We start from the raw sequence: 21070 nt of genomic DNA, 5'->3' as shown, positions 1-21070 counted from the left end.
GCCCGCAGGTCGTCCGCGATCGCTTGGCGGTCCTCCTCCGTCAGGCCGCTCGCGCGATAGTAGACCTCGTTGGCGTTCGAGATGGTGACACCGGGCGCCCCCATCGTCGTACCGCTTCGGCGTCTCGAAGGGGTCAGACGCGGACCTCGACCGTCTTCGCCAGCCGGTCGTGCAGGCCGCGGCCGTCGCGGTCCCAGACCAGGGCGGGGATGGCGAGGCACAGCAGGACGGTGCGCACCAGCGCGCGCAGCGGGTTGACGGTGCCGGTCTCCAGGGCCACGACCCGGATGCGGAACAGCCGCTTGCCCGGGGTGAAGCCGATGGTGCCGACCGTCAGGGCGCTCATGACGAAGAAGACGGCGAGCGCCCAGTTGCCGGTGCCCTGGTCGTAGCCATGCGTGAGCAGGCTGTATGCGATCAGCAGACACAGCGCCCAGTCGACCGCGATGGCCCCGAGCCGCCTGCCCGGCCGGGCCAGGGAATTGGGGCCCTCTTCGGGAAGACCCAGCTGTTCCCCCCGGTAACCGAAGTCCGCTCCGGCGTCTTCCATGGCCGCGCGGGGGCCGGAGAGCCACGATCCGATTGCCTGCCTGTTGTCCACCCGACCACGGTACTGCGTCCCCATATGACCGGGGGACGCCGGGGTCTCCCGGGGCTACCGTGGAGGAGTGGCCGGTTAACTTCTGCGAAACAATCGGGTCACGCCGGAGAAATCACCCGTCCCTAGGGTCAGGACGAGCGTGTGCCACCGCACTGGCCGCACGAACGATCTACCGCCCCGGCGAGGACGGTCGGGAGTAGGAGGAGCTGGATGTTCCAGAACGCCGACGAGGCCAAGAAGTTCATCGCGGACGAGGACGTCAAGTTCATCGACGTCCGGTTCTGCGACCTGCCGGGCATCATGCAGCACTTCACCGTGCCCGCCGAGGCGTTCGACCCGGACGAGGAGCTGGCCTTCGACGGGTCGTCGATCCGCGGCTTCCAGGCCATCCACGAGTCCGACATGGCGCTGCGGGCGGACCTGTCCACGTCTCGTGTCGACCCGTTCCGCCGGGACAAGACGCTCAACATCAACTTCTTCATCCACGACCCGATCACGGGCGAGCAGTACTCCCGTGACCCGCGCAACGTGGCCCGCAAGGCGGAGGCCTACCTCGCCTCGACCGGCATCGCGGACACCGCGTTCTTCGGTCCCGAGGCCGAGTTCTACGTCTTCGACTCGGTGCGCTTCCAGACCAGCGCGAACGAGTCCTTCTACCACATCGACTCCGAGGCGGGCGCCTGGAACACCGGCGCGCTGGAGAACAACCGCGGCTACAAGGTCCGCTACAAGGGCGGCTACTTCCCGGTCGCGCCGGTGGACCACTTCGCCGACCTGCGCGCCGAGATCTCCCTGGAGCTGGAGAAGTCCGGCCTGAAGGTGGAGCGCCAGCACCACGAGGTGGGCACGGCCGGCCAGGCGGAGATCAACTACAAGTTCAACACGCTGCTCGCCGCCGCCGACGACCTCCAGCTCTTCAAGTACATCGTGAAGAACGTGGCCTGGCGCAACGGCAAGACCGCGACCTTCATGCCGAAGCCGATCTTCGGTGACAACGGCTCGGGCATGCACGTCCACCAGTCGCTGTGGAACAACGGCGACCCGCTGTTCTACGACGAGGCCGGTTACGCGGGCCTGTCGGACACCGCCCGCTACTACATCGGCGGCATCCTCAAGCACGCCCCGTCGCTGCTGGCCTTCACCAACCCGACGGTGAACTCCTACCACCGCCTGGTGCCGGGCTTCGAGGCGCCGATCAACCTGGTGTACTCGCAGCGCAACCGCTCCGCCGCGATGCGCATCCCGATCACCGGCTCCAACCCGAAGGCCAAGCGCGTCGAGTTCCGCGCGCCCGACTCCTCCGGCAACCCGTACCTGGCCTTCTCCGCGCTGCTGCTCGCGGGCCTGGACGGCATCAAGAACAAGATCGAGCCGGCCGAGCCGATCGACAAGGACCTGTACGAGCTGGCTCCCGAGGAGCACGCGAACGTCGCCCAGGTCCCGACCTCCCTCGGCGCCGTGCTCGACCGCCTCGAATCCGACCACGAGTTCCTGCTCCAGGGCGACGTCTTCACGTCCGACCTGATCGAGACCTGGATCGACCTCAAGCGCACCCAGGAGATCGCCCCGCTCCAGCTGCGTCCGCACCCGCACGAGTTCGAGCTGTACTTCGACGTGTGACAGACCCGTCGGACCCGCGTCCCCACGCGCAGCACCGGGGCCGCCTCCCTCTCGGGAGGCGGCCCCGGCCGTGTTGCACGAGCTGGGTGCGTCAGGGCACCACGACCACCACCACGGGCCTGTTGTAGCCGAAGCCGTTGAAGCCGTTGAAGCCGTTGAAGCCGTTGTTGAAGAAGAAGCCGCCTCGGTTGAAGCCGTCGAAGCCGAAGCAGTTGGGCCCCCAGCAACCGCGGTTGGTGGTGACGTGGCTGGGAGTGGCCGCGGAAGCGGCGCCGGCGGTGGCGACGGTGGCTCCGCCCGCCAGCAGAACGCCGACGGCGGACACCGCTGCGAGACGCCTCGCACGCTGTGCATTCATCGAACTGCCCTCCTTCCATTCCCCCGGTGCCGTTTCGGGCACCGGAAGATGGCCGCGCCCGCGTGGTCGGCGGGACACGGTCGTGGGTGATGCCGCCTGGGTTCAGGAAGCAGGGCTGACGTTCCCCTGGTCAGCGGGGGATGGCGCACGTCCGGCGCACCCTGCGGCGCGGCTCTGCTGAAAATGCTAGCGGCCCGCCCACCACCCGGCATCCGGACGCGAACCGGCCCCGTACGGCCTGGTCAGCGCGTCCCTGTGCAACCTTTCGCGCCGCTCGGGCTTCCTATTTCCCGGGAGCTCGCGGGATCATGCTCCCCGCATCCGTCCGGACGAGAGAGGTTGAACGGGGAATGTCTGAACAGGACGACTGGGAGCGGGAGTTCGATCATGGCTGGGCGAACTCCGCCCAGCACAAGGAGCCGTCCGCCCGCGCCCGGATGCTCGCCGCCCGCTGGAGGGAGAACCCCCCGGACCCGGCCCCCTTCCGCGCCGACCCGGAGCCCGCGGGGCCGCGCCGCTCGTCCTGGGTGTCGACGGCGGTGGTCCTCGGCTGCGTGGCCGCGGTGATCGTGCTGCTGGGGTACGCTCGAATAAGGAACGGTTACTGACCGATCACTGTGCGTAATGGGGTCGGCGAGGGGACTGTCGGCCGGGACTGTCGGCCCCCTCGCCACCCCGTGCAGCAGGTGCACACTGGACAGCGGGACGAGGGTGCCCGACTGCGGGGTGATGCAAGATGCGGAGCCGCTTTAGGAGCGACCGGCGACTGACCGTGCGGATGACGGTCACGATGTTCCTGCTCGGACTGCTGTACGTGGCCTTCATCGCCGCGCTGCTCGTGCTGCTGAAGTCCTGGCTGCTGGTCGTGGTCCTGATGGGCGCGATGTTCGTGGCCCAGTTCTGGTTCTCCGACCGGATCGCGATGTTCGCCATGCACGGGCGGGTCGTGGAACGGGAGGAGTATCCGGAGCTGCACGCGGTGGTGGACCGGCTCTGCGCGATCGCGGACATGCCGAAGCCGACGGTCGCCGTGTCCGATATGGACATGCCGAACGCCTTCGCGACGGGGCGCAACGCCGATCACGCCGTGGTCTGCGTGACCACCGGGCTGCTGCGCCGCCTGGAGCCCGGTGAGCTGGAGGGGGTGCTCGCGCACGAGCTGTCCCACGTGGCGCACAAGGACGTCGCCGTGATCACCATCGCCTCCTTCCTCGGCGTGATCGCGGGCCTGATCGTGCGCTTCGCCTTCTACTCGCAGATCTTCGGCGGGGGCCGCCGGGACCAGAACACCGCCGTGGTCTTCGCCGGGGTGATGGGCGTCTCGGCGGCCGTGTACGCGATCAGCTTCCTGCTGATCCGGGCGCTGTCGCGGTACCGGGAGCTGGCGGCCGACCGCGCCGCCGCGCAGCTGACCGGCCGCCCCTCGGCGCTGGCCTCCGCGCTCACCAAGGTCACCGGGGACATCGCCCGGATCCCGACCAAGGACCTGCGCACGGCCCAGGCCTTCAACGCCTTCTACTTCACCCCGGCGACCGGCAGGGAGCCCGGCATCGAGCGGTTCTTCTCCACCCACCCGACCCTCCAGCAGCGGCTGGACCAGCTGGGCCGGATCTCGGCGGAGCTGGGCGAGACGACCGTACCGGGGGAGGCCGACCGCGCATGAGCGGACCGCAGAACACGACACCGCGACGGAAGGCGGGCTGAGCGTTGGGCCTGCTGGACATCCTGCTGGGGCGCACCAAGCCCGTCGCCCCCGATCTCGACCAGCTCTTCGCGCTGCCCTCGGCCGCCATCACGCTCCAGGTGGCGATGGGCCTCACCCCGACCGGCGAGGGCGCGGTGTGCTTCGCCACCGTGGAGGGTGCGGCCTTCGAGCAGGCCCACCGGGAGGTGCAGGAGCTGCTGGACGCGGACGCGGAGCGCACCGGTCCGCCGGTGGAGCTGCGCCGGGACGACTACGGCTACTCGTGGCTGGTCTCCCGCCGCTCCCCCGACGAGCTGCCGCAGCTCGTCAACGATCTGCACGCGGTGAACAGTTCCCTGGAGATCAACGGCTTCGGTCCCCAACTGCTGTGCTCACTGGCCGGCTTCACGAGCGACTCGGGGCGGCGGCTCGCCCTGGTCTACCTCTACAAGCGGGGCACCTTCTACCCCTTCGCCCCGCTGCCCGGCGGCGGTGAGCGCCGGGACAACGCGCTGGAGCTCCAGGTGAAGTCCGTACTCGCCGGTGATCTGCGGATCGAGCAGGACCTGTCCCGCTGGTTCCCGGTGTGGGGCGCCCCCGGCCTGTGAGGCTTTCGGGCGGGGCCCGCGCCGTGAGTGAATGGCGCCCATGGCTGAACTCACGGGCTTCACGGGGGACCACGACGGCGAGCGGCTCAGCGGGGTGCGCGGCGGGCCCACCGGTCGGGCGACGGCGGTGCTGCTGCACGGCGCGGGCAAGGGCAGCAAGGAGCGGCTCCTGCCGCTGGCGGCCGAGTTCGCCGCCGCGGGCTGCCACGCGCTGGCGTTCGACTTCTCGGGTCACGGCGACAGCAGCGGCGCGCTCGCCGAGCTGAGCCTGCGGCGCCGATACGAGCAGGCGGTGGCGATGATCGACGCGCACGCGCCCGCGGCCGATCCGCTGGTCCTGGTGGGCTTCAGCATGAGCGGGCAGACGGTCGCCGATCTGGTACGGCACTACGGCCGCCGGGTGGCGGCGCTCGGGCTGTGCGCGCCCGCCGTGTACGCGTCGGACGCCTGGGAGCTGCCGTTCGGCGACGGGCGGGGCCGGTTCACCGGCATCCTGCGCACCCCGGACAGCTGGCGGGACTCCCCAGCGCTGGCGGTATACGGCTCGTACGAGGGCCGCGCGGTGCTGACGGTGCCGGGCACCGACACGGTCATCCCGGCCGCCGTGACCCGGGCCCTGCACGACGCGCTGTCCACGCGCGCCGACTATCTCCGACTCGAACTCCCGGACGCGGACCACATGTTGGGGTTGTGGTTCCGCGACCACGCCGAGGACGCGCGGCGGTTGGTGAGCGCGCTGCTGGCGGCGCCGGGCACCCCGGTGCGCGAGGTGCCCGGCGCCGCGGCGGGTCAGCGGTTGTAGCGCATGAACGCCCGCACCATGTGGCAGGTGGTGTCGGACGGCGGGCGCATGCCGATCTTCTCGGCGGTGCCCCGGATGGTGTCGTTGCGCGCCTGGTCCGGCAGGTAGACACCGGAGTCGAGCAGGGCGATGGCCAGGCGCATGGCCTTCAGGCGCCGGTTGTGCGTGACGTACCACTCCCGGGGCCGGCCGGCCGGCAGGGGCCGCTTCGTGGTGGGCTCGTACGGCGAGTCGAAGAGCACGGGGTGCTTGGCGGTGGACTGGGTCGGCGACGGCTTCGGCTTCAGAGCGACAGCGGGCACGGGCATCCTCCTGACGCGATCAGGGCACCGGCCGGCGAACCCGGCGGCACCCTCGAACACTGCTTCTATTCTACGGCCCGCCACTGACAAACACCCCTGGCCACAAGGGCTTTCGGGGCCCGCGGGACAGGGGTGGTGAACGGGTTTTCGCGTACCGTGGACGCATGGAGATCTGGATCAATCCCGCCTGTTCGAAGTGCCGCAGCGCGATCAGCCTGCTCGACGCCGAGGGGGTCGGGTACACCGTGCGGCGCTATCTGGAGGACGTGCCGAGCGAGGACGAGATCAGGGCGGTGCTCGGGCGCCTCGGCCTGGAGCCGTGGGACATCACGCGGACCTCGGAGGCGGTCGCCGGGGAGCTGGGGCTCAAGGACTGGGCGCGGGACGAGGGTTCGAGGGAGCGGTGGATCACGGCGCTGGCCGAGCACCCGAAGCTGATCCAGCGGCCCATCATCACGGCGGACGACGGCACGACGCTGGTGGCGCGCACGGAGGAGGCGGTGCGGGAGGCGATCGCCCACAGCCCCTCCTGACGGCACCGCCCGGCCGCACGCGACGGCGGCGCCCGGCCGTGTGAGGGCGACGGGGCTGCCGCCCGGTCCCCCACCGGCCGGCTCCCCCGGCACCCCGGCGGGAGAGCGCGGTGGAGACCCCCGGCAGGACCACGGCCGTCACCCGCGGCAGCGACGCCGCGCCCCCGTCGGCCACTCCGCCGGGACCATGCACCCGACCGCCCCCGACCGCCCAGCGCAGCCCCCACTCCCCACCAGGCTCAGTCCGACAGGAAACTCGCAAGCCGCTCGGCCAGTTCCCCCGGCGCCCCTTGCGGAAGGGCGTGGTGGGAGACACCCGGCAGGACCCCGGTCGTCACACACGGCAGCAGCGCCGCGGCGCCGGTCGCCACCCGGGACGGATCGTGCGCCCTGCTGTTCCCGGCCGCAAGGAGGAGCACCGGTGTGCGGAGCGCGCGCAGGGCGGCCGGGGCCGGGCGGGGACCGGTCACCGGTTTCGTGGCCGGGAATCCGGCGCCGGCCTCCTGAAGCCGTAGCCATGCGGGGTCCCGGGCCGCCGCTCCCCCGGTCTCCCACTCCAGGAAGGCGCGGACCCGGCCCGGTGTGGGCCGCAGCAGCATCGGCAGGGCGTGCAGCAGATAGTCCGCCCGGTATCCGGCGAAGCACCTGGTCGGGTCCAGCAGGAACAGACGGCGGACCCGGGCGGGGGCGCGCAGAGCGTACGACAGCGCGATCCAGCCGCCGTACGAGTGCCCGCCCACGTCGGCGCGGTCGGCGCCGAGGCCGTCCAGGAGCGCGTCCAGCCAGCCGGTCAGGTCGGCGAGCGTGCGGGGACGGCGGCCGGGGGCCGGAGTGCTCAGGCCGGGGGCGCCGATGAGGTCGACGGCGTGGACCCGGTGGGCGCGGGCGAGGTCCGCGACCTGGGCGTACCAGGAGACGGAGGTGGACCCACCGCCGCTCGGCAGCAGGAGCAGCGGGGGCGCGCCGCGTGGGCCGCATGCGTTGACGCGGGTCTCGCCGAAGGGTGTGCGGACGGTCAGCGCCTCGCGTTCGGCGGGCCATTTCGCGAGGAGTGCGTCGTACGCACCGCGAAAGACGTCGCTGTCGTAACCAGTCACCGGACGGCCCCCTGCTGTCTCGTCGGCGGTAGGCGCCCGGTCACCCTACCGGCCGGGTCCCCCTACGTGATCCTGGGCACAAAACCCCCAGGTAACACGGGGTTCACATAAGAGCAATGGTCGAGAAACGGCCTGTTGGCAGGCTTCCGGGCAGATCGAGGCGGCGCGCGGCGCCGCGCCCAGCACCCGCAAGTGCGCCCGAACCACCGAAGGAAGTGGCCCCGTGACCTTCAAGGCCGAGTACATCTGGATCGACGGCACCATGCCGACGGCCAAGCTCCGTTCCAAGACGAAGATCATCACGGGTGCTCCGGCCGGTCTCGACGCGTTCCCGCTGTGGGGCTTCGACGGGTCGTCCACCAACCAGGCCGAGGGCCACGCCTCGGACCGCGTGCTCAAGCCGGTCTTCACCTGCCCGGACCCGATCCGCGGCGGCGACGACGTGCTGGTGCTGTGCGAGGTCCTGAACACGGACATGACGCCGCACTACTCCAACACCCGCGCCGAGCTGGCCGAGGTCGCGGAGCGGTTCGCCGCGCAGGAGCCCATCTTCGGCATCGAGCAGGAGTACACCTTCTTCGACGGCACCCGCCCGCTGGGCTTCCCCGAGGGCGGCTTCCCGGCCCCGCAGGGCGGCTACTACTGCGGCGTCGGCGCCGACGAGATCTTCGGCCGTGACGTCGTCGAGGCGCACCTTGAGAACTGCCTGAAGGCCGGTCTCGGCATCTCCGGCATCAACGCCGAGGTCATGCCGGGCCAGTGGGAGTTCCAGGTCGGCCCGCTCGCCCCGCTGGAGGTCTCCGACCAGCTGTGGGTGGCCCGCTGGCTGCTGTACCGCACCGCCGAGGACTTCAAGATCTCCGCGACCCTCGACCCCAAGCCGGTCAAGGGCGACTGGAACGGCGCGGGCGCGCACACCAACTTCTCCACCAAGGCGATGCGCGAGGGCTACGACGCGATCATCACCGCCTGCGAGTCGCTGGGCGAGGGCTCCAAGCCGCTGGACCACGTCAAGAACTACGGCGCCGGCATCGACGAGCGCCTGACCGGTCTGCACGAGACCGCCCCGTGGGACAAGTACACCTACGGCGTCTCCGACCGCGGCGCCTCGGTCCGCATCCCGTGGCAGGTCGAGGTGGACGGCAAGGGCTACATCGAGGACCGCCGCCCGAACGCCAACGTCGACCCGTACGTGGTGACCCGCCTGCTGGTGGACACCTGCTGCTCGGCGCTGGAGAAGGCCGGCCAGGTCTGATCCACCCCGGAACACCGCCGGGGGCGCCGTTCGCGGACGCTCCCGGTCACTTCGCCCCGCCGAGTTCCGACTCGGCGGGGCGAAGCCGTGCGCGGGGGCTGTCCGGGTACGGCCCCGACGCGTCCCGGTGAGGTGGGCTTCGAGAGGCCGGCCTCGATACGGGAACCGCCCGGGGGGGCCGGCCGGGGGCGCCGGCCCTAGGGACACCGACCCGGGGGGCGTCGGCCCGCTCGTCCGACGCGCTCGTCCGCCTGGACGTCGGCACCCGGTCGACACGACGACGTCGGCCCCCCGAGACCACGACCGGGTCTCGGGGGGCCGACATCACACACGGGCCCGAACCGGCCACGGCGTCTGCCGCACCCGGCCGAGGGCTTCGCTTCCCTCTTGAGGAGATCCCGCACGCGGACTCCTTCTCGCGTACGGGATCGGCCTGCCTCGTCCGGTCAGCTGGTGGTCAGGGACGTGTCGTCCACGACGAAGCTGGTCTGGAGCGAGGAGTCCTCGACGCCGTTGAACTTCAGGGTGACCGTCTGGCCCGCCAGCGAGGACAGGTCGAAGGTCTTCAGGGCGTAGCCCGAGTTGGCGTTCAGGTTCGAGTACGACGCCAGGGTGGTCGAGCCGGCGGTGACCGTCAGCTTGTCGTACGCGGAGCTGGTGGTGGTCTCGGCCGTGTCGATGTGCAGGTAGAAGGACAGGGTCGCCTTGCAGCCCGCGGGGATCGTCACCGACTGGGACACGGTGTCGGTGTGCGAGGAGCCGTAGCCGTCCATCCAGGCGTAGTACGAGCCGCCGTGGGCCGCCTCACCGGTGCCGTTGGTGATGACACCGCTGGCCGCGGTCCAGCCCGTGTTGCCCGACTCGAAGCCCGGGTTGGCCAGCAGCTGCGACGAGGAGCAGCCGCTGCTGGTGCCCACGGTCCAGGTGAAGGAGGTGGAGCCGGTGGCGCCGGTGGAGTCCTTCGCGGTGACCGTCGTGGAGTAGGTGCCCGCGGTGGACGCGGTGCCGGAGATCACGCCGGTGGAGCTGTTGATCGACAGGCCGGTCGGCAGGCCGGAGGCGCTGTAGGTCAGGGCCGCGCCCGCGCTGTCCGAAGCCTTGATCGACAGGCTGACCGAGCCGCCCGTGGTCGTGGACTGGTTACCGGGGTTGGTCACCGTCACGGTGTTGCCCTGCGAGCCGCCGCCGACGATCGGGTGCGAGATCGCGCAGGAGTTCGTGTCGTTGGACCAGCTGGCCTGCTCGGCGAAGGTGCCGGTGCCCATGGTGACGTTGGCCGCACCGCCCGTGGTGCCCGGGGAGAGCCAGGCGCACTCGTCCGAGTTCTCCTGGCCGTTGTACGAGCTGCCGGTGTGGTTCGTCCAGCCGCCGGCCGGGTTCTGGTCCGACATCATCTCGTGCCACTCGTGGCCGAGCGTCATGGTCCAGCCGTCGAGCGTGCCGGGGGAGTTGACGAAGCCGACGCCGCAGCCCGAGCCCGAGTCCATGTTGTACGGCTGGTTGCTGAACGCGATGTCACCGTAGGAGGAGGACACCGGGCCGCCGGTGAGGGTGCTGTCGCCGTTGTAGTCGTGCCAGGCGCAGTACTGACCCTGGTAGCTGTCCGGGTTGGTGTTGTGCGGCGAGAGGATGACGTAGTAGGCGTCGCGGTTGGACGCGGCGGTGGTGTTGCCGAAGTGGGCCGCCGCGTTGACCGCTTCCTGGCCGAGCTGGTGGCCGGTTGCGGCGCTCGGCGAGGCCGCCGAGTTGTCGTACCACACGCCGGAGAGCACGCCGCCGCTCTGGTACGGGATGAAGTTCGCGTTGGACGGGCAGCTGGTGGCGCCCGACGACACGTTCGGTCCGTCACACCACTGGGTGAGGTCGGCGGACCACAGCTCGTTTCCGGTGCCGATGTCCTTGAACATCTCCTGGGCGACCGGGGCGGCGCCGTCCGGGTCGCCGGAGAAGGTGGAGTCGCCGTTGCTGTTGGTGCTCTTGGTGCCCCACTGCGAGCCGTAGAAGACCAGGTAGACCTTGGAGTGGCCGCTCTGGACCCCGATGCCGTCGACGCCGCCGCCGTAGGACAGCGTCTCCGTCCCGGTCGCCGCGGTCGTGGCCGGGTGGCTGGCCGCCCACGCCTTCATCTTGGCGTGCTTCTGGAGCGTCGGCACGGCACCGTGGCGGTACGGGTGCTGATAGGCCGGGCTGTAGGGGTTCTTGACCGCGGCGGCGGGGCTCGGCGACGCGGGAGCGCTGCCGGCGAACGCCGGGGCTCCAGCGGCCAGCATGACACCGGTGACCAGGGACAGCGACGCGATCCCGGTCATGGCAGCGCGGACTGCTCTGCCTATGTGGGGACTACCCATGGGTGGGCTTCCTCTCTCGTGCGGACCACCGGGGCGCCGGGTGGGCGGGGACGGTCCGCTGCCGTGGGTTCGGGCGGCGAGGCGCATCCGGGCATGCCGGAGTGCGCTGAACACAGCGATGGGGATGGGTCGAACCAGTGGCGCGCCGACGCGGGACCGGCCGAAGGCGCCGGTTCCACGCTGGTGCCGATCGTTTCCAACTACACCTGCGAACACGCTTGCTGACAGCTGGCCACATGCTGCGCTCACTGCCCAGGGAAGAAAAGCAGGGCGCCGGGGCGCGGACAACTTTCCCGATCAACTTTTGACAGGGTCATGAAGATTCGCTGGTCTCGGCTTGCCCAAGGCGCGCCGATGTGCCGCCTATGCGCCACCTGTGCCGATGTGCGTTCCGGCCTGCCGCCGCCGTCCGCCGCGGTTCCGGCGATCACGTCGCAGACCCGGACGTTCGGGACGGAGCTGGTCCGGTGGGAGCCGATCCGGCCGGCGCCGCGTCAGATGCACGTCCGCCGCGCCGCGTTCCGTTCCCGGGCGCTCGAAGAGGGAGAGTCACCCATGACGAAGATCAAGCCGCTGACAGCGAGCGCCGCACTGTGCTGCTGCACCGTGATCGGGACGGCCGTACTGGCAGGGTGCGGTCCGCACGGCGCAGCACGCGTCGCGGCGCCGTCGGCAACCGCCGGCAGCCGGCGGACCGTCACCCTGGACGAGCGCGCCGACCACACCACGGTCACGGTGGGGCTCGGTACGACCGTCCGGGTCGAGCTCCACAGCACCTACTGGTCCGCCTTCGGCAGCTCGGCCCCGCGGCTCCTGGCCCCCACCGGCCGGCCTTCGTCCTCCCCCTCCACCGGACCGTCCTGCCACCCGGGCAGCGGCTGCGGGACCGACACCGCCGACTTCGTCGCCCGCGCCGCCGGCACAGCCGACCTGACCGCCTCCCGCACCACCTGCGGCGAGGCCGCACCCTGCGCACCCGATCGGCGGACCTTCACCGTGACCGTCGAGATCTCCGGCTGACGCCCGGGCGAACACCCCTGCCAGGGTGCTGGTGCGTGTACCGAAGTTCCGGGCCCTCTCCGGCTGTCCGAATGCCGAGACACCGCCCCGGACTCGTCGGCACCGGCAACCCCTGGTCAGGGCGGTGAGCCCGGCCGCGCGGTCCCTGTCACGCCGACTTCGCGCCAAGGAGACGTCCAATCAGTGAGAGGAGCTCGTGCCGGGCGCGCGCCTCTGCTTCAATGGGCGCATGGCCAGCTTCCAGAAGATCACCGCGACGGGTCGCCACGACCTTGAGCCCTTCTGGCCCTCCCGCCAGCACCACGACTTCGACCGGGTGTGTTGTCGCGCCACCGACGCGCGGGCCCTCTGAAGCCGTAACCCCCCGGCCTTCGGCCAGCGCGGAACGACGTACGTCCCGGCGCGCCCCGACCACGAGTCGCGGCCGTCGTCCCTCTCGACGAACCTCTCGCGCGAAAGAGCTGACCTCCCATGGCGACCACTCGTTCCGCCTCTTCCATCTCCTCCGTCCCCTCCGTCCCCTCCCTGACCGGCACCGCCCGGCACCGGTTGCGCGCCGTCGACCGGGACGAGGTCGTCGACATCGCGGACTTCCTGCCGCCGGGCGCCACCTGGCTGCCCGCCCCGCAGCACACCCTGCCCGTCCTGCCCGGCCGGCCGCCGATGGTCGGCTACCTGGTACTGGTCCCGGCGGACCGGCAGCCGCCGTTCCCGTCGGCCCCGGTGCCGGAGCGGACCGGACCCACGGACCGGGCGGCCGTGCCGGGCCAGGCCCCCGAACCGCTGGTGCGGATCGACCCCGTCCGGCGCACCGCCTTCGTCGACGGCCGTGAACTCGACCTGACCTACCTGGAGTTCGAGCTGCTCGCACACCTGGTGGCCCATCCGCACCGGGTGCACACCCGCGACCAGCTGGTCACCACGGTGTGGGGGTACGGCCATGTCGGCGACGGCCGCACCGTGGACGTCCACATCGCCCGGCTGCGCCGCAAGCTGGGCACCGAGCACCGCCGGACCATCCAGACCGTGCGCCGGGTCGGCTACAAGTACATCCCGCCGACCGGGCGTTGACCCCGTAGCTCCCCCGTCGACGTCGACAGCGCCTCGGCCTGCCGCTTCCGCCCTCGGCAAAGTCCCGTGCCGGCCGCCCCCTGACCGGGCAGGCTCCGCGGCATGAGACTTCTGGTGCTGGGCGGAACGGAGTTCGTCGGACGGGTCGTGGCCGAGGCGGCCCTCGGGCGTGGCTGGGAGGTGACCGTCTTCAACCGAGGGCGGCACGAACCCCCGGCCGGGGCACGGCTGTTGCGGGGCGACCGCACCGCGGAGGACGGCCTCGCCGCGCTGGCCGGGGGCGACTGGGACGCCGTGGTGGACACCTGGTCCGCGGCCCCGCGGGCGGTGCGGGAGACGGCGCGGCTGCTGCGCGGCCGCACCGGGCGGTACGCGTACGTCTCCAGCCGCTCGGTGTACGCCTGGCCCAGTCCGCCCGGCGCGGGCGAGGACGCCCCGCTGGTCGAGGGCGCGGCCGCGGACGCGGGACCGACCGAGTACGCCCTGGACAAGCGGGGCGGCGAGCTGGCCGCGCTGGAGTCCTTCGGCGCCGAGGGCTCGCTGCTGGTGCGGGCGGGGCTGATCCTCGGACCGTACGAGAACATCGGCCGCCTGCCCTGGTGGCTGACCCGGATCGCCCGCGGGGGCCCGGTCCTCGCGCCGGGCCCGCGCGACCTGCCGCTCCAGTACATCGACGCCCGCGACCTCGCGAACTGGCTCCTCGGCGCCCTGGAGAAGGCGTTGGGCGGCCCGTACGACCTGGTGAGCCCGCCCGGCCACACCACGATGGGCGCGCTCCTGGAGGCGTGCGTCGCGGCCACCGGCGCGGACGCCGAACTGTGCTGGGCCGAGCCGGAGGCGATCCTGGACGCCGGGATCGAGCCGTGGACCGAGCTGCCGGTGTGGGTGCCGCCGGGCGGCGAGATGTTCGACTCCGTCCACCGGACCGATGTGTCGCGGGCGCTGGGGACCGGGCTGGTGTGCCGCCCGGTGACGGAGACCGTCGAGGACACCTGGCGGTGGCTGACCGGGATCGGCGGCATCCCGCCCCGCCGGCCCGACCGCCCCGCCGTGGGGCTCAGCCCGGAGGCGGAGGCGAAGGTGCTGGCCGCGCTGCGCGAGGGTGTACCTGGCACCACCCCCGGGGAGGGGGCCTCGGGCCAGTGACCCCCGGGCGGGGGTCGGCGAGACTTGCCGCATGAACAGCGAAAAGAAGAGCCTCCGCGAGGTCGTGCTCGCCGCCGTGCGGGGGCTGGTGCTGGCCCTGATCTCGCTGCCCTTCGGCATAGCCTTCCTGGTGCTGGTCCCGCTGTCCCTCGCCTTCATCCCGCTCGGTGTCGGACTCGTCACGACTCCGGCCGTGCTGACGGGCGTTCGGGCGCTGGCGGACGTGCGCCGGAGGCTGGCGGCCGAGTGGTGCGGGGTGCGGATACCCGCGGCGTACCGGCCGATCCCGCGCGGCACCAACCCGTGGACCCGCACCTTCACGATGCTGGGCGACCCGCAGACCTGGCGGGACGTGCGCTGGCTGCCCGTGGACACCACGGCCGGTTTCCTCACCGCCCTGCTCCCGGCCGTGCTGCTGTTCTTCCCCGTCGAGGGGCTGATGCTGCCCTTCGGGCTGTGGCGGGCCTACACGCACGGGGGAACCTACTGGTACGCGTTCGTCCCGGTCTCCGGCGAAGCGAGCGCCATCGGCGCGGGTGTCCTCGCCCTCGTCCTCCTCGGGGTCGCCCGGCGCCTCACCCCGCGCCTGCTGACCGTCCACTTCCGGCTCACCCGGGCCGTGCTGGGCAACGGCGACAGCGAACTCGCCGAGCGGGTAAGGGTGCTGACCGAGACCCGACGCGACGCCGTGGACACCTCCGCCGCCGAACTGCGCCGCATCGAACGGGACCTGCACGACGGCGCCCAGGCCCGGCTCGTCGCCATGGGCATGGACCTCGGCACCATCGAGATGCTGCTCGACAAGGACCCGGCGCGGGCCCGGCAGTTGCTCGCGCGGGCCCGCCGCAACTCCGTGGACGCCCTGGAGGAACTGCGCGACCTGGTCCGCGGCATCCATCCGCCGGTCCTCGCCGAACGCGGACTCGGCGACGCCGTACGGGCGCTGGCGCTGCGGCTGCCGCTGCCCGCCGAGGTCGTGGTGGAACTGCCGGGCCGCGCCGACGCGCCGGTGGAGTCGGCCGCCTACTTCGCGGTCAGCGAGGTGCTCACCAACGCGGCCAAGCACTCGGGCGCCGACCGGATCTGGATCGACCTGCACCACACCGACGGCCGGCTCCGGATCACGGTCACCGACAACGGCAGGGGCGGCGCGGCGGTCGGTGCCGGCTCCGGGCTCGCCGGGGTCGAGAAGCGGCTCGGTACATTCGACGGTGTCCTGGCCGTCAGCAGCCCCGCGGGCGGCCCCACCATGGTGACCATGGAGCTCCCGTGCGTGTTGTCCTAGCCGAAGACCTCTTCCTGCTGCGCGACGGACTGGTCCGGCTGCTTGAGGCGTACGGCTTCGAGATCGCGGCGGCCGTCGAGTCCGGCCCCGAACTGGAGCGCGCGCTGGCCGAGTCGGAGCCGGACGTGGCGGTGGTCGACGTACGGCTGCCGCCCACGAACACCGACGAGGGACTGCAGTGCGCCCTGGCCGCCCGGCGCGCGCGGCCGGGGCTGCCGGTGCTGGTCCTCTCGCAGCACGTGGAGCAGCTGTACGCACGGGAGTTGCTCGCCGACGGCGACGGCGGGATCGGGTACCTGCTCAAGGACCGGGTGTTCGACGCGGAACAGTTCGTGGACGCCGTACGACGGGTCGCGGCGGGCGGTACGGCGATGGACCCGCAGGTCATCCAGCAGCTGCTGGCCCGCGGTTCGGCCGGTGACCGGCCGCTCGGCCGGCTCACCCCGCGCGAGCGCGAGGTGCTGGAGCTGATGGCCCAGGGCCGGTCGAACGCGGGCATCGCCGCGCAACTGGTGGTCACCGAGCGGGCGGTGGCCAAGCACACCTCCAACATCTTCGGGAAGCTGGACCTGGAGGTGTCGGACGACGACAACCGGCGTGTGCTCGCGGTGCTGGCGTACCTCGACGGCGGACCCCGCTGAACGCCGGCCCCCGGTTCCGGTGACCCGCGGGGCACGTGTGTGCGAGGGTGGCGCCGTGAACCAGGACTGGGAAGACCGCGTGGCCGACGCTTGGGCCGCCTTCGACCGTGACGAGTACCCCGAGGAGCGCGCCGAGGAGTTCCGCGCCCTGATCGACGGCCTCGTCGCCGAACTGCCCGACGACAGCCCGGTGGGCCCCTTCGAGCGGGCCTGCGCCTTCGACTCGACCGGGCACTCGGACCGCGCGGTGCCGCTGTACCGGGAGGCGCTCGCACGCGGCCTCGACGGCTACCGGGGGCGGCGGACCAGGATCCAGCTGGCGAGTTCCCTGCGCAACATCGGGCAGCCGGAGGAGGGCGTCAAGCTGCTCACTCCGGAACTGGACGGGCCGAGCGACGAGTTGGACGACGCGGTGCGTGCCTGTCTGGCGCTGTGCCTGTCCAGCCTCGGCCGCGACCGCGAGGGCCTGTCCCTGGTGATCGAGGCCCTGGCACCCCATCTTCCGCGCTACCGGCGGTCGATGGCCAACTACGCGCGCGCCCTGGTCGATCCGGAGGCGTGAGCACGCCGGTCCGAGGGCGTGAGCACGCCGGTTTGAGGGCGTGAACGCGCCGGTCCCGAGCGAGGGACGCGTCGGTCCGCGGCCATGAGCACGCCGCTTGACGGTGACCAACCAAGGGCTCGCTCGTTTTCCCGGACGTGCAGTCACAGGATGTAGCCCAGCGTCACGCACCCGCCTCCGGACCGGCCGCCGTCGAGCGGGCCGAGGCCTCGCTCGTCGAGCACTACCCACGGCTGGTCAGGCTCGCCTACCTGGTGCTGCCGCCGGGCCTCGGCCGCGGCCGCCGGGTGCTGACCGCACACGCCCTCGCCCAGCGCGCCCTGCCCCGGGGCCGCAGTGGCGCCGCCCGGGTCCCGGCCCAGCCCTCGGGCCGCGGCTCCACGCCCCGCAACCCCGCGGACCCGGCGTCCGGGGAGAACGACCCGGGCTACGCCTACCTCCGCGAACGGGTCCTGCGCGCCGCCCTGACCGCCGCCCGCCCGCACCGGGGCCTGACCCCGCCGCTCCCCCGCGTCTGGGGCCTGCGGCTGGTCCCGCGCTCCGGCGGCGCCGACGAACTCGCCCTGGAACAGCGGCTGTCGGAACTGTCCGCACCGGCCCGCGCGGCCTATGTGCTGCGCGGCCTGGACCGGCTGCCCGACCAGGAGATCCGCAAGATCCTGAAGGCCGCCGGGGTGGACGACCCGGGCGGCGCCCTCGCCTCCGCGAACAGCGTGCCCGCGCAGCCCGGCCTGCTGTCCTCCCCCGCGTTCGACCCCTGCGCCCTCCAGGCCCGGCCCACCGATCTGCTGCGCCGCCGCCAGCACACCAGGGCCGCCCTCGGTGCCGTCGCCGCCCTCGCGGTGTGCGGGGCGCTGCTCGCGCTGCCGCACTCCGGCTGGGGCCCGGACGGCGCCGCCGCCCCCGCCTACGCCGAGAACCCCGCCGCCCGGGCCGCCCTCGACCCGGCCAGGCTGACCCGGGTCTCCCCCACCGCCTGGCGCTCCGCGGCCCGCACCGACTTCTCCGCCTGGCCCGCGCGCGGCCCGCTCACCGGCGACAAGGACCTGCTGCGCCGCGCGCTCGCCGTCTGGGCCCGGCCCGGACAGCGCGTCCGGGTGTCGGCCACCCCCGGCACCCAGACCGGCGGGCCCGCGGGCCCGCCCCAACTGCTGTACGCGGGCCGGCTGGACTCCGCCCGGGTGGTGATCCTCTACGACGGCCTGCGCATCGCCCGCTACGCCGAACCGGCCGACGGCACCGAGGGCGCCGCCATGGACTTCGCCCGCGTGGACGGCGCGACCGGCGCCGAGGCGAGCGCCCTGGTCCTCGGCCGCGCCGACGGCAACGTGCAGTACCTGCTCGCCCCCTGGGTGACGAAGGCCGCCACCCGCGACCTGATGAAACCGGCCGCGCCGCCCACCCCGCTCACGGTCACCGACGGCGTCACCGCGCCGCTGACCAGCCCCGCCCTGGCGACCGGGAACTGCACCTCCTGGACCGTGCTCCAGTGGTCCGACGGCTCCGGCACCCGGCTCTCCAGCGACCTCGGCGAGCTGGTCCCGGCCCATCTCACCGCGGGCCGTCCCGGCGCGGTCGGCGCGGTCGGCGAGGCCGCCGGGCCCGAGGGACTCCGGGCCTGGGCGCCGTTCGCCTGCTCGCTGGCCACCGAGCGCTCCGCGGGCGTGCGCAGCGTCAACGCCTGGGACTACGCGGAGCAGCCGCTGCCCGACGGCAGCGGGGCCGGGCAGTGGGCGTGCACCCGGGCCGAGACCTGGCGCGGCGACGGCGCCGCCGCGCTGGCCCAGTTCCGCGTCCCCGGCTCCCGGTACGGGGCGGTCACGGCGAAGGGCACCGACACCGCGGCATGCGGTCCGCGCGATCCCCATGTGCTGGCCGGGGTGCTGTGGAAGTCCCGCGGCGGGCACTGGTACCTGCTGGCCGCGGGCTCCCCGGACACGGTGGCGATCCACGCGAGCGGCGGGATCACCGCGTCCGCGCCGGGCTCGCTGATGATCTCCAAGGCCGCCAAGGGGGCACGGGCCGAGCTGAAGGGCACGTTGGCGGGCGGCCGGGTGATCGACGGGCTGCACTGACCGCCACCCGCGCCTTAGTTGACACTGACGTCAACAAGACGCCTCCCAGGGGTTCTCAGACACCGTACCCGTCAGTACATTGACGCCATGTCTCACACGCAGGCCCGGCCGGTCGAGTCCGAGCGCGTCGCGCTCAAGGCCCGCAACGTGTCCTTCTCGTGGCAGGACACGCCGCTGCACTGGGTGCCCGGCGATCCGTTCACCACGCACACCATCAACGTGCTGCACCTGCTGCTGCCCGCCGGCGAGCGCTGGTTCGTGCACGTGTACAAGCAGGCGCTGCCGCTGGTCAAGGACGATCGGCTGCGCGAGGACGTCCTCGGGTTCATCGGCCAGGAGGCCATGCACTCCCAGTCCCATGACGAGGTGCTGCCGCACCTGCGCGAGCAGGGTCTCGACCCGACGCCGTACACCGCGCAGGTCGACTGGTTCTTCGAGAAGCTGCTCGGCGACCGCACCCTGCCGCCGGGCCGGGCGCGCCGCTGGTGGCTGCTGGAGCGGGTGGCCCTCATCGCGGCCATCGAGCACTACACCGCGTTCCTCGGGGACTGGGTGCTCGGCGCGACCGAGCTGGACCGGCGCGGCGCCGACCCCACCATGCTGGACCTGCTGCGCTGGCACGGCGCGGAGGAGGTCGAGCACCGCTCGGTCGCCTTCGACCTGTTCACACACCTGGACGGTGGCTACCGGCGGCGGGCCCGCACCTGGGCGTCCGCCTTCGCCGCCATCGCCTTCCTGTGGCAGCGCGGGGTGCGCTTCTTCCTGGAGAACGACCCGACGGTGACCGACCCCCGGGCCTCCCTGAAGGACTTCTACGACCGCGGCCGCGAGGGCGTCCTGCCCGGCACCGGCGCCATGCTGCGGTCGATCCCCCGCTATCTCGGCCGCGGCTACCACCCCTCGCACGAGTTCTCCACCGCCCGGGCCGTCGCCTATCTCGCCGCCTCCCCGGCCGCGCTCGCCGCGGAGCAGGCGGAACGTTCCCCGAAGGGTGCCGCCTGATGCCGAAGCTGCGTACGGTCGCCCTGATCGCGGGCGCCGCCCTGCTCACCCGCCGCGCCCTGCGCCGCCGCGTCCAGGCCTCGCCGCTGTGGCCGATGCCCGCGCTGGACCCCCCGCTGTCCGGCCGGCCGCGCTCGCGGGCCCTGCGGCTGCTGCTCACCGCGCACGAGACGGTCGCCGACGGCGTCGTACAACTGCGGCTGGAGGGGGCCGAGTTGCCGCGCTGGACGCCGGGGGCGCATCTGGACCTGGTGCTGCCCTCGGGGCTGGTGCGGCAGTACTCGCTGTGCGGGGACCCCGAGGACACGTCGTCGTACACGATCGCCACCCGGCTGGTCGAGGACGGGCGGGGCGGCTCGCGGGAGGTGCACGAGCGGCTCGCCGAGGGCATGGAGCTGGAGGTGCGCGGGCCGCGCAACCGGTTCCCGCTGGTCGAGGCGGAGTCGTACGTCTTCGTCGTCGGCGGGATCGGCGTCACGCCGGTGCTGCCGATGCTGCGCGCGCTGCCGGACGGAGCGGCGTGGCGGTTGCTGTACTGCGGGCGGACGCGGGTCTCGATGCCCTTCGTCGAGGAGGTGCGGAAGCTGGCCGGGGACCGGCTGACGCTCGTCGCGGAGGACGAGGACGGGCGACCGGACCTGGACGCGCTGCTCGCCGGGGTGGCGCCGGGCACGGCGGTGTACTGCTGCGGTCCCGAGGGGCTGATGGAGGCGGTCGCGGAGCGGGTGCCCACGGGGGCGGCACTGCATCTGGAGCGGTTCGCGCCGCGCGCCTCGGCGGCCGGGAACACCGCGTTCGAGGTCGAACTGCGGCGCAGCGGGCGGACGGTGAGCGTGCCGGCCGACTCCACCGTGCTGGCCGCCGTGCGCCGGGAGCTGCCGGGCACCGTCTACTCCTGCGAGCAGGGTTTCTGCGGGACCTGCCGGCAGCGGGTGCTGGAGGGCGAGGTGGAGCACCAGGACGAGCTGCTCACGGACGCGGAGCGTGCCGACTCGATGCTGATCTGTGTGTCCCGGGCCCGGAGCGAACGCCTCGTGCTCGATCTGTGACTCGATGATGT

Annotated in this window: 22 protein-coding genes; 17 read left to right on the top strand and 5 right to left on the bottom strand. The window is 72.6% G+C overall.

The window, feature by feature from the left end:
• Window positions 1-133: 133 nt before the first annotated feature.
• Complete coding sequence (locus ACWDD7_RS34365; RefSeq protein ID WP_351881687.1) at window positions 134-601, bottom strand: RDD family protein; 468 nt, start codon at window positions 599-601, stop codon at window positions 134-136.
• 210 nt (window positions 602-811) lie between these two features.
• Here ACWDD7_RS34365 and glnA point away from each other — a divergent pair, with 210 nt between their 5' ends.
• Complete coding sequence (gene glnA, locus ACWDD7_RS34360; RefSeq protein WP_392211109.1) at window positions 812-2221, top strand: type I glutamate--ammonia ligase; 1410 nt, start codon at window positions 812-814, stop codon at window positions 2219-2221.
• A gap of 91 nt (window positions 2222-2312) precedes the next feature.
• Here glnA and ACWDD7_RS34355 read toward each other — a convergent pair whose 3' ends face one another.
• The gene (locus ACWDD7_RS34355) at window positions 2313-2579 is read right to left on the bottom strand and encodes a hypothetical protein (RefSeq protein ID WP_351881536.1); all 267 of its coding nucleotides are present in this window, start codon (window positions 2577-2579) and stop codon (window positions 2313-2315) included.
• Between the two features lie 350 nt (window positions 2580-2929).
• On the opposite strand from ACWDD7_RS34355, the gene ACWDD7_RS34350 reads away from it, so the two are divergent.
• The 4 genes from ACWDD7_RS34350 to ACWDD7_RS34335 all read left to right on the top strand — a co-directional run bounded on the left by ACWDD7_RS34350 (window position 2930) and on the right by ACWDD7_RS34335 (window position 5673).
• Entirely contained in the window at window positions 2930-3187 is a 258-nt protein-coding gene (locus ACWDD7_RS34350; protein ID WP_351881533.1) for an SCO2583/SCO2584 N-terminal domain-containing protein, read from the top strand.
• Window positions 3188-3315: 128 nt separating this feature from the next.
• Entirely contained in the window at window positions 3316-4242 is a 927-nt protein-coding gene (gene htpX, locus ACWDD7_RS34345) for a zinc metalloprotease HtpX (RefSeq protein ID WP_351881530.1), read from the top strand.
• Between the two features lie 44 nt (window positions 4243-4286).
• The gene (gene pspAB / locus ACWDD7_RS34340; RefSeq protein WP_450460280.1) at window positions 4287-4871 is read left to right on the top strand and encodes a PspA-associated protein PspAB; all 585 of its coding nucleotides are present in this window, start codon (window positions 4287-4289) and stop codon (window positions 4869-4871) included.
• A 40-nt stretch (window positions 4872-4911) separates the two neighbouring features.
• Complete coding sequence (locus ACWDD7_RS34335) at window positions 4912-5673, top strand: alpha/beta hydrolase (RefSeq protein ID WP_450460279.1); 762 nt, start codon at window positions 4912-4914, stop codon at window positions 5671-5673.
• Here the strand turns inward: ACWDD7_RS34335 and ACWDD7_RS34330 are convergent.
• Window positions 5661-5975 carry a hypothetical protein gene (locus ACWDD7_RS34330; protein WP_450460278.1) on the bottom strand — a complete coding sequence of 105 codons (315 nt, stop codon included), beginning with the start codon at window positions 5973-5975 and terminating at the stop codon, window positions 5661-5663. The genes ACWDD7_RS34335 and ACWDD7_RS34330 overlap by 13 nt on opposite strands.
• Window positions 5976-6139: 164 nt before the next feature.
• Between ACWDD7_RS34330 and ACWDD7_RS34325 the strand changes: the two genes are divergently transcribed.
• Complete coding sequence (locus ACWDD7_RS34325; RefSeq protein WP_285554117.1) at window positions 6140-6508, top strand: arsenate reductase family protein; 369 nt, start codon at window positions 6140-6142, stop codon at window positions 6506-6508.
• A gap of 239 nt (window positions 6509-6747) precedes the next feature.
• On the opposite strand, the gene ACWDD7_RS34320 is transcribed toward ACWDD7_RS34325, so the two are convergent.
• Window positions 6748-7605, bottom strand: coding sequence for an alpha/beta fold hydrolase (locus ACWDD7_RS34320; RefSeq protein WP_450460277.1), 858 nt, complete (start codon window positions 7603-7605; stop codon window positions 6748-6750).
• Between the two features lie 223 nt (window positions 7606-7828).
• Here ACWDD7_RS34320 and glnII point away from each other — a divergent pair, with 223 nt between their 5' ends.
• Complete coding sequence (glnII, locus tag ACWDD7_RS34315) at window positions 7829-8860, top strand: glutamine synthetase (RefSeq protein WP_450460276.1); 1032 nt, start codon at window positions 7829-7831, stop codon at window positions 8858-8860.
• Between the two features lie 446 nt (window positions 8861-9306).
• On the opposite strand, the gene ACWDD7_RS34310 is transcribed toward glnII, so the two are convergent.
• The gene (locus tag ACWDD7_RS34310; protein WP_450460274.1) at window positions 9307-11169 is read right to left on the bottom strand and encodes a putative Ig domain-containing protein; all 1863 of its coding nucleotides are present in this window, start codon (window positions 11167-11169) and stop codon (window positions 9307-9309) included.
• 594 nt (window positions 11170-11763) lie between these two features.
• Between ACWDD7_RS34310 and ACWDD7_RS34305 the strand changes: the two genes are divergently transcribed.
• The 10 genes from ACWDD7_RS34305 (at window position 11764) to ACWDD7_RS34260 (ending at window position 21059) form a co-directional block, all read left to right on the top strand.
• The gene (locus ACWDD7_RS34305) at window positions 11764-12228 is read left to right on the top strand and encodes a hypothetical protein (RefSeq protein WP_450460273.1); all 465 of its coding nucleotides are present in this window, start codon (window positions 11764-11766) and stop codon (window positions 12226-12228) included.
• A gap of 229 nt (window positions 12229-12457) precedes the next feature.
• Window positions 12458-12580: a hypothetical protein gene (locus ACWDD7_RS34300; protein WP_285554676.1), complete on the top strand. Its 123-nt coding sequence runs from the start codon at window positions 12458-12460 to the stop codon at window positions 12578-12580.
• A 119-nt stretch (window positions 12581-12699) separates the two neighbouring features.
• Window positions 12700-13299, top strand: coding sequence for a winged helix-turn-helix domain-containing protein (locus ACWDD7_RS34295; protein WP_450460272.1), 600 nt, complete (start codon window positions 12700-12702; stop codon window positions 13297-13299).
• A gap of 102 nt (window positions 13300-13401) precedes the next feature.
• Complete coding sequence (locus ACWDD7_RS34290; RefSeq protein ID WP_450460271.1) at window positions 13402-14445, top strand: NAD-dependent epimerase/dehydratase family protein; 1044 nt, start codon at window positions 13402-13404, stop codon at window positions 14443-14445.
• 31 nt (window positions 14446-14476) lie between these two features.
• Complete coding sequence (locus ACWDD7_RS34285; protein ID WP_450460270.1) at window positions 14477-15730, top strand: sensor histidine kinase; 1254 nt, start codon at window positions 14477-14479, stop codon at window positions 15728-15730.
• Window positions 15715-16371, top strand: coding sequence for a LuxR C-terminal-related transcriptional regulator (locus ACWDD7_RS34280; protein WP_450460269.1), 657 nt, complete (start codon window positions 15715-15717; stop codon window positions 16369-16371). Before ACWDD7_RS34285 ends, ACWDD7_RS34280 begins: the two co-directional genes overlap by 16 nt.
• A gap of 37 nt (window positions 16372-16408) precedes the next feature.
• Window positions 16409-16933 (top strand): tetratricopeptide repeat protein, encoded by a 525-nt coding sequence (locus tag ACWDD7_RS34275; RefSeq protein WP_351876967.1) that lies wholly within the window; start codon window positions 16409-16411, stop codon window positions 16931-16933.
• Between the two features lie 137 nt (window positions 16934-17070).
• Window positions 17071-19008, top strand: a complete 1938-nt coding sequence (locus ACWDD7_RS34270; protein WP_450460268.1) for a hypothetical protein — start codon at window positions 17071-17073, stop codon at window positions 19006-19008.
• 87 nt (window positions 19009-19095) lie between these two features.
• Window positions 19096-20010 (top strand): metal-dependent hydrolase, encoded by a 915-nt coding sequence (locus tag ACWDD7_RS34265; protein WP_450460267.1) that lies wholly within the window; start codon window positions 19096-19098, stop codon window positions 20008-20010.
• Window positions 20010-21059, top strand: coding sequence for a PDR/VanB family oxidoreductase (locus tag ACWDD7_RS34260; protein ID WP_450460266.1), 1050 nt, complete (start codon window positions 20010-20012; stop codon window positions 21057-21059). Before ACWDD7_RS34265 ends, ACWDD7_RS34260 begins: the two co-directional genes overlap by 1 nt.
• Window positions 21060-21070 lie beyond the last annotated feature (11 nt).

Source organism: Streptomyces sp. NPDC001056 (assembly GCF_053598955.1).
This window is presented reverse-complemented; position numbering and strand designations above follow the sequence as displayed.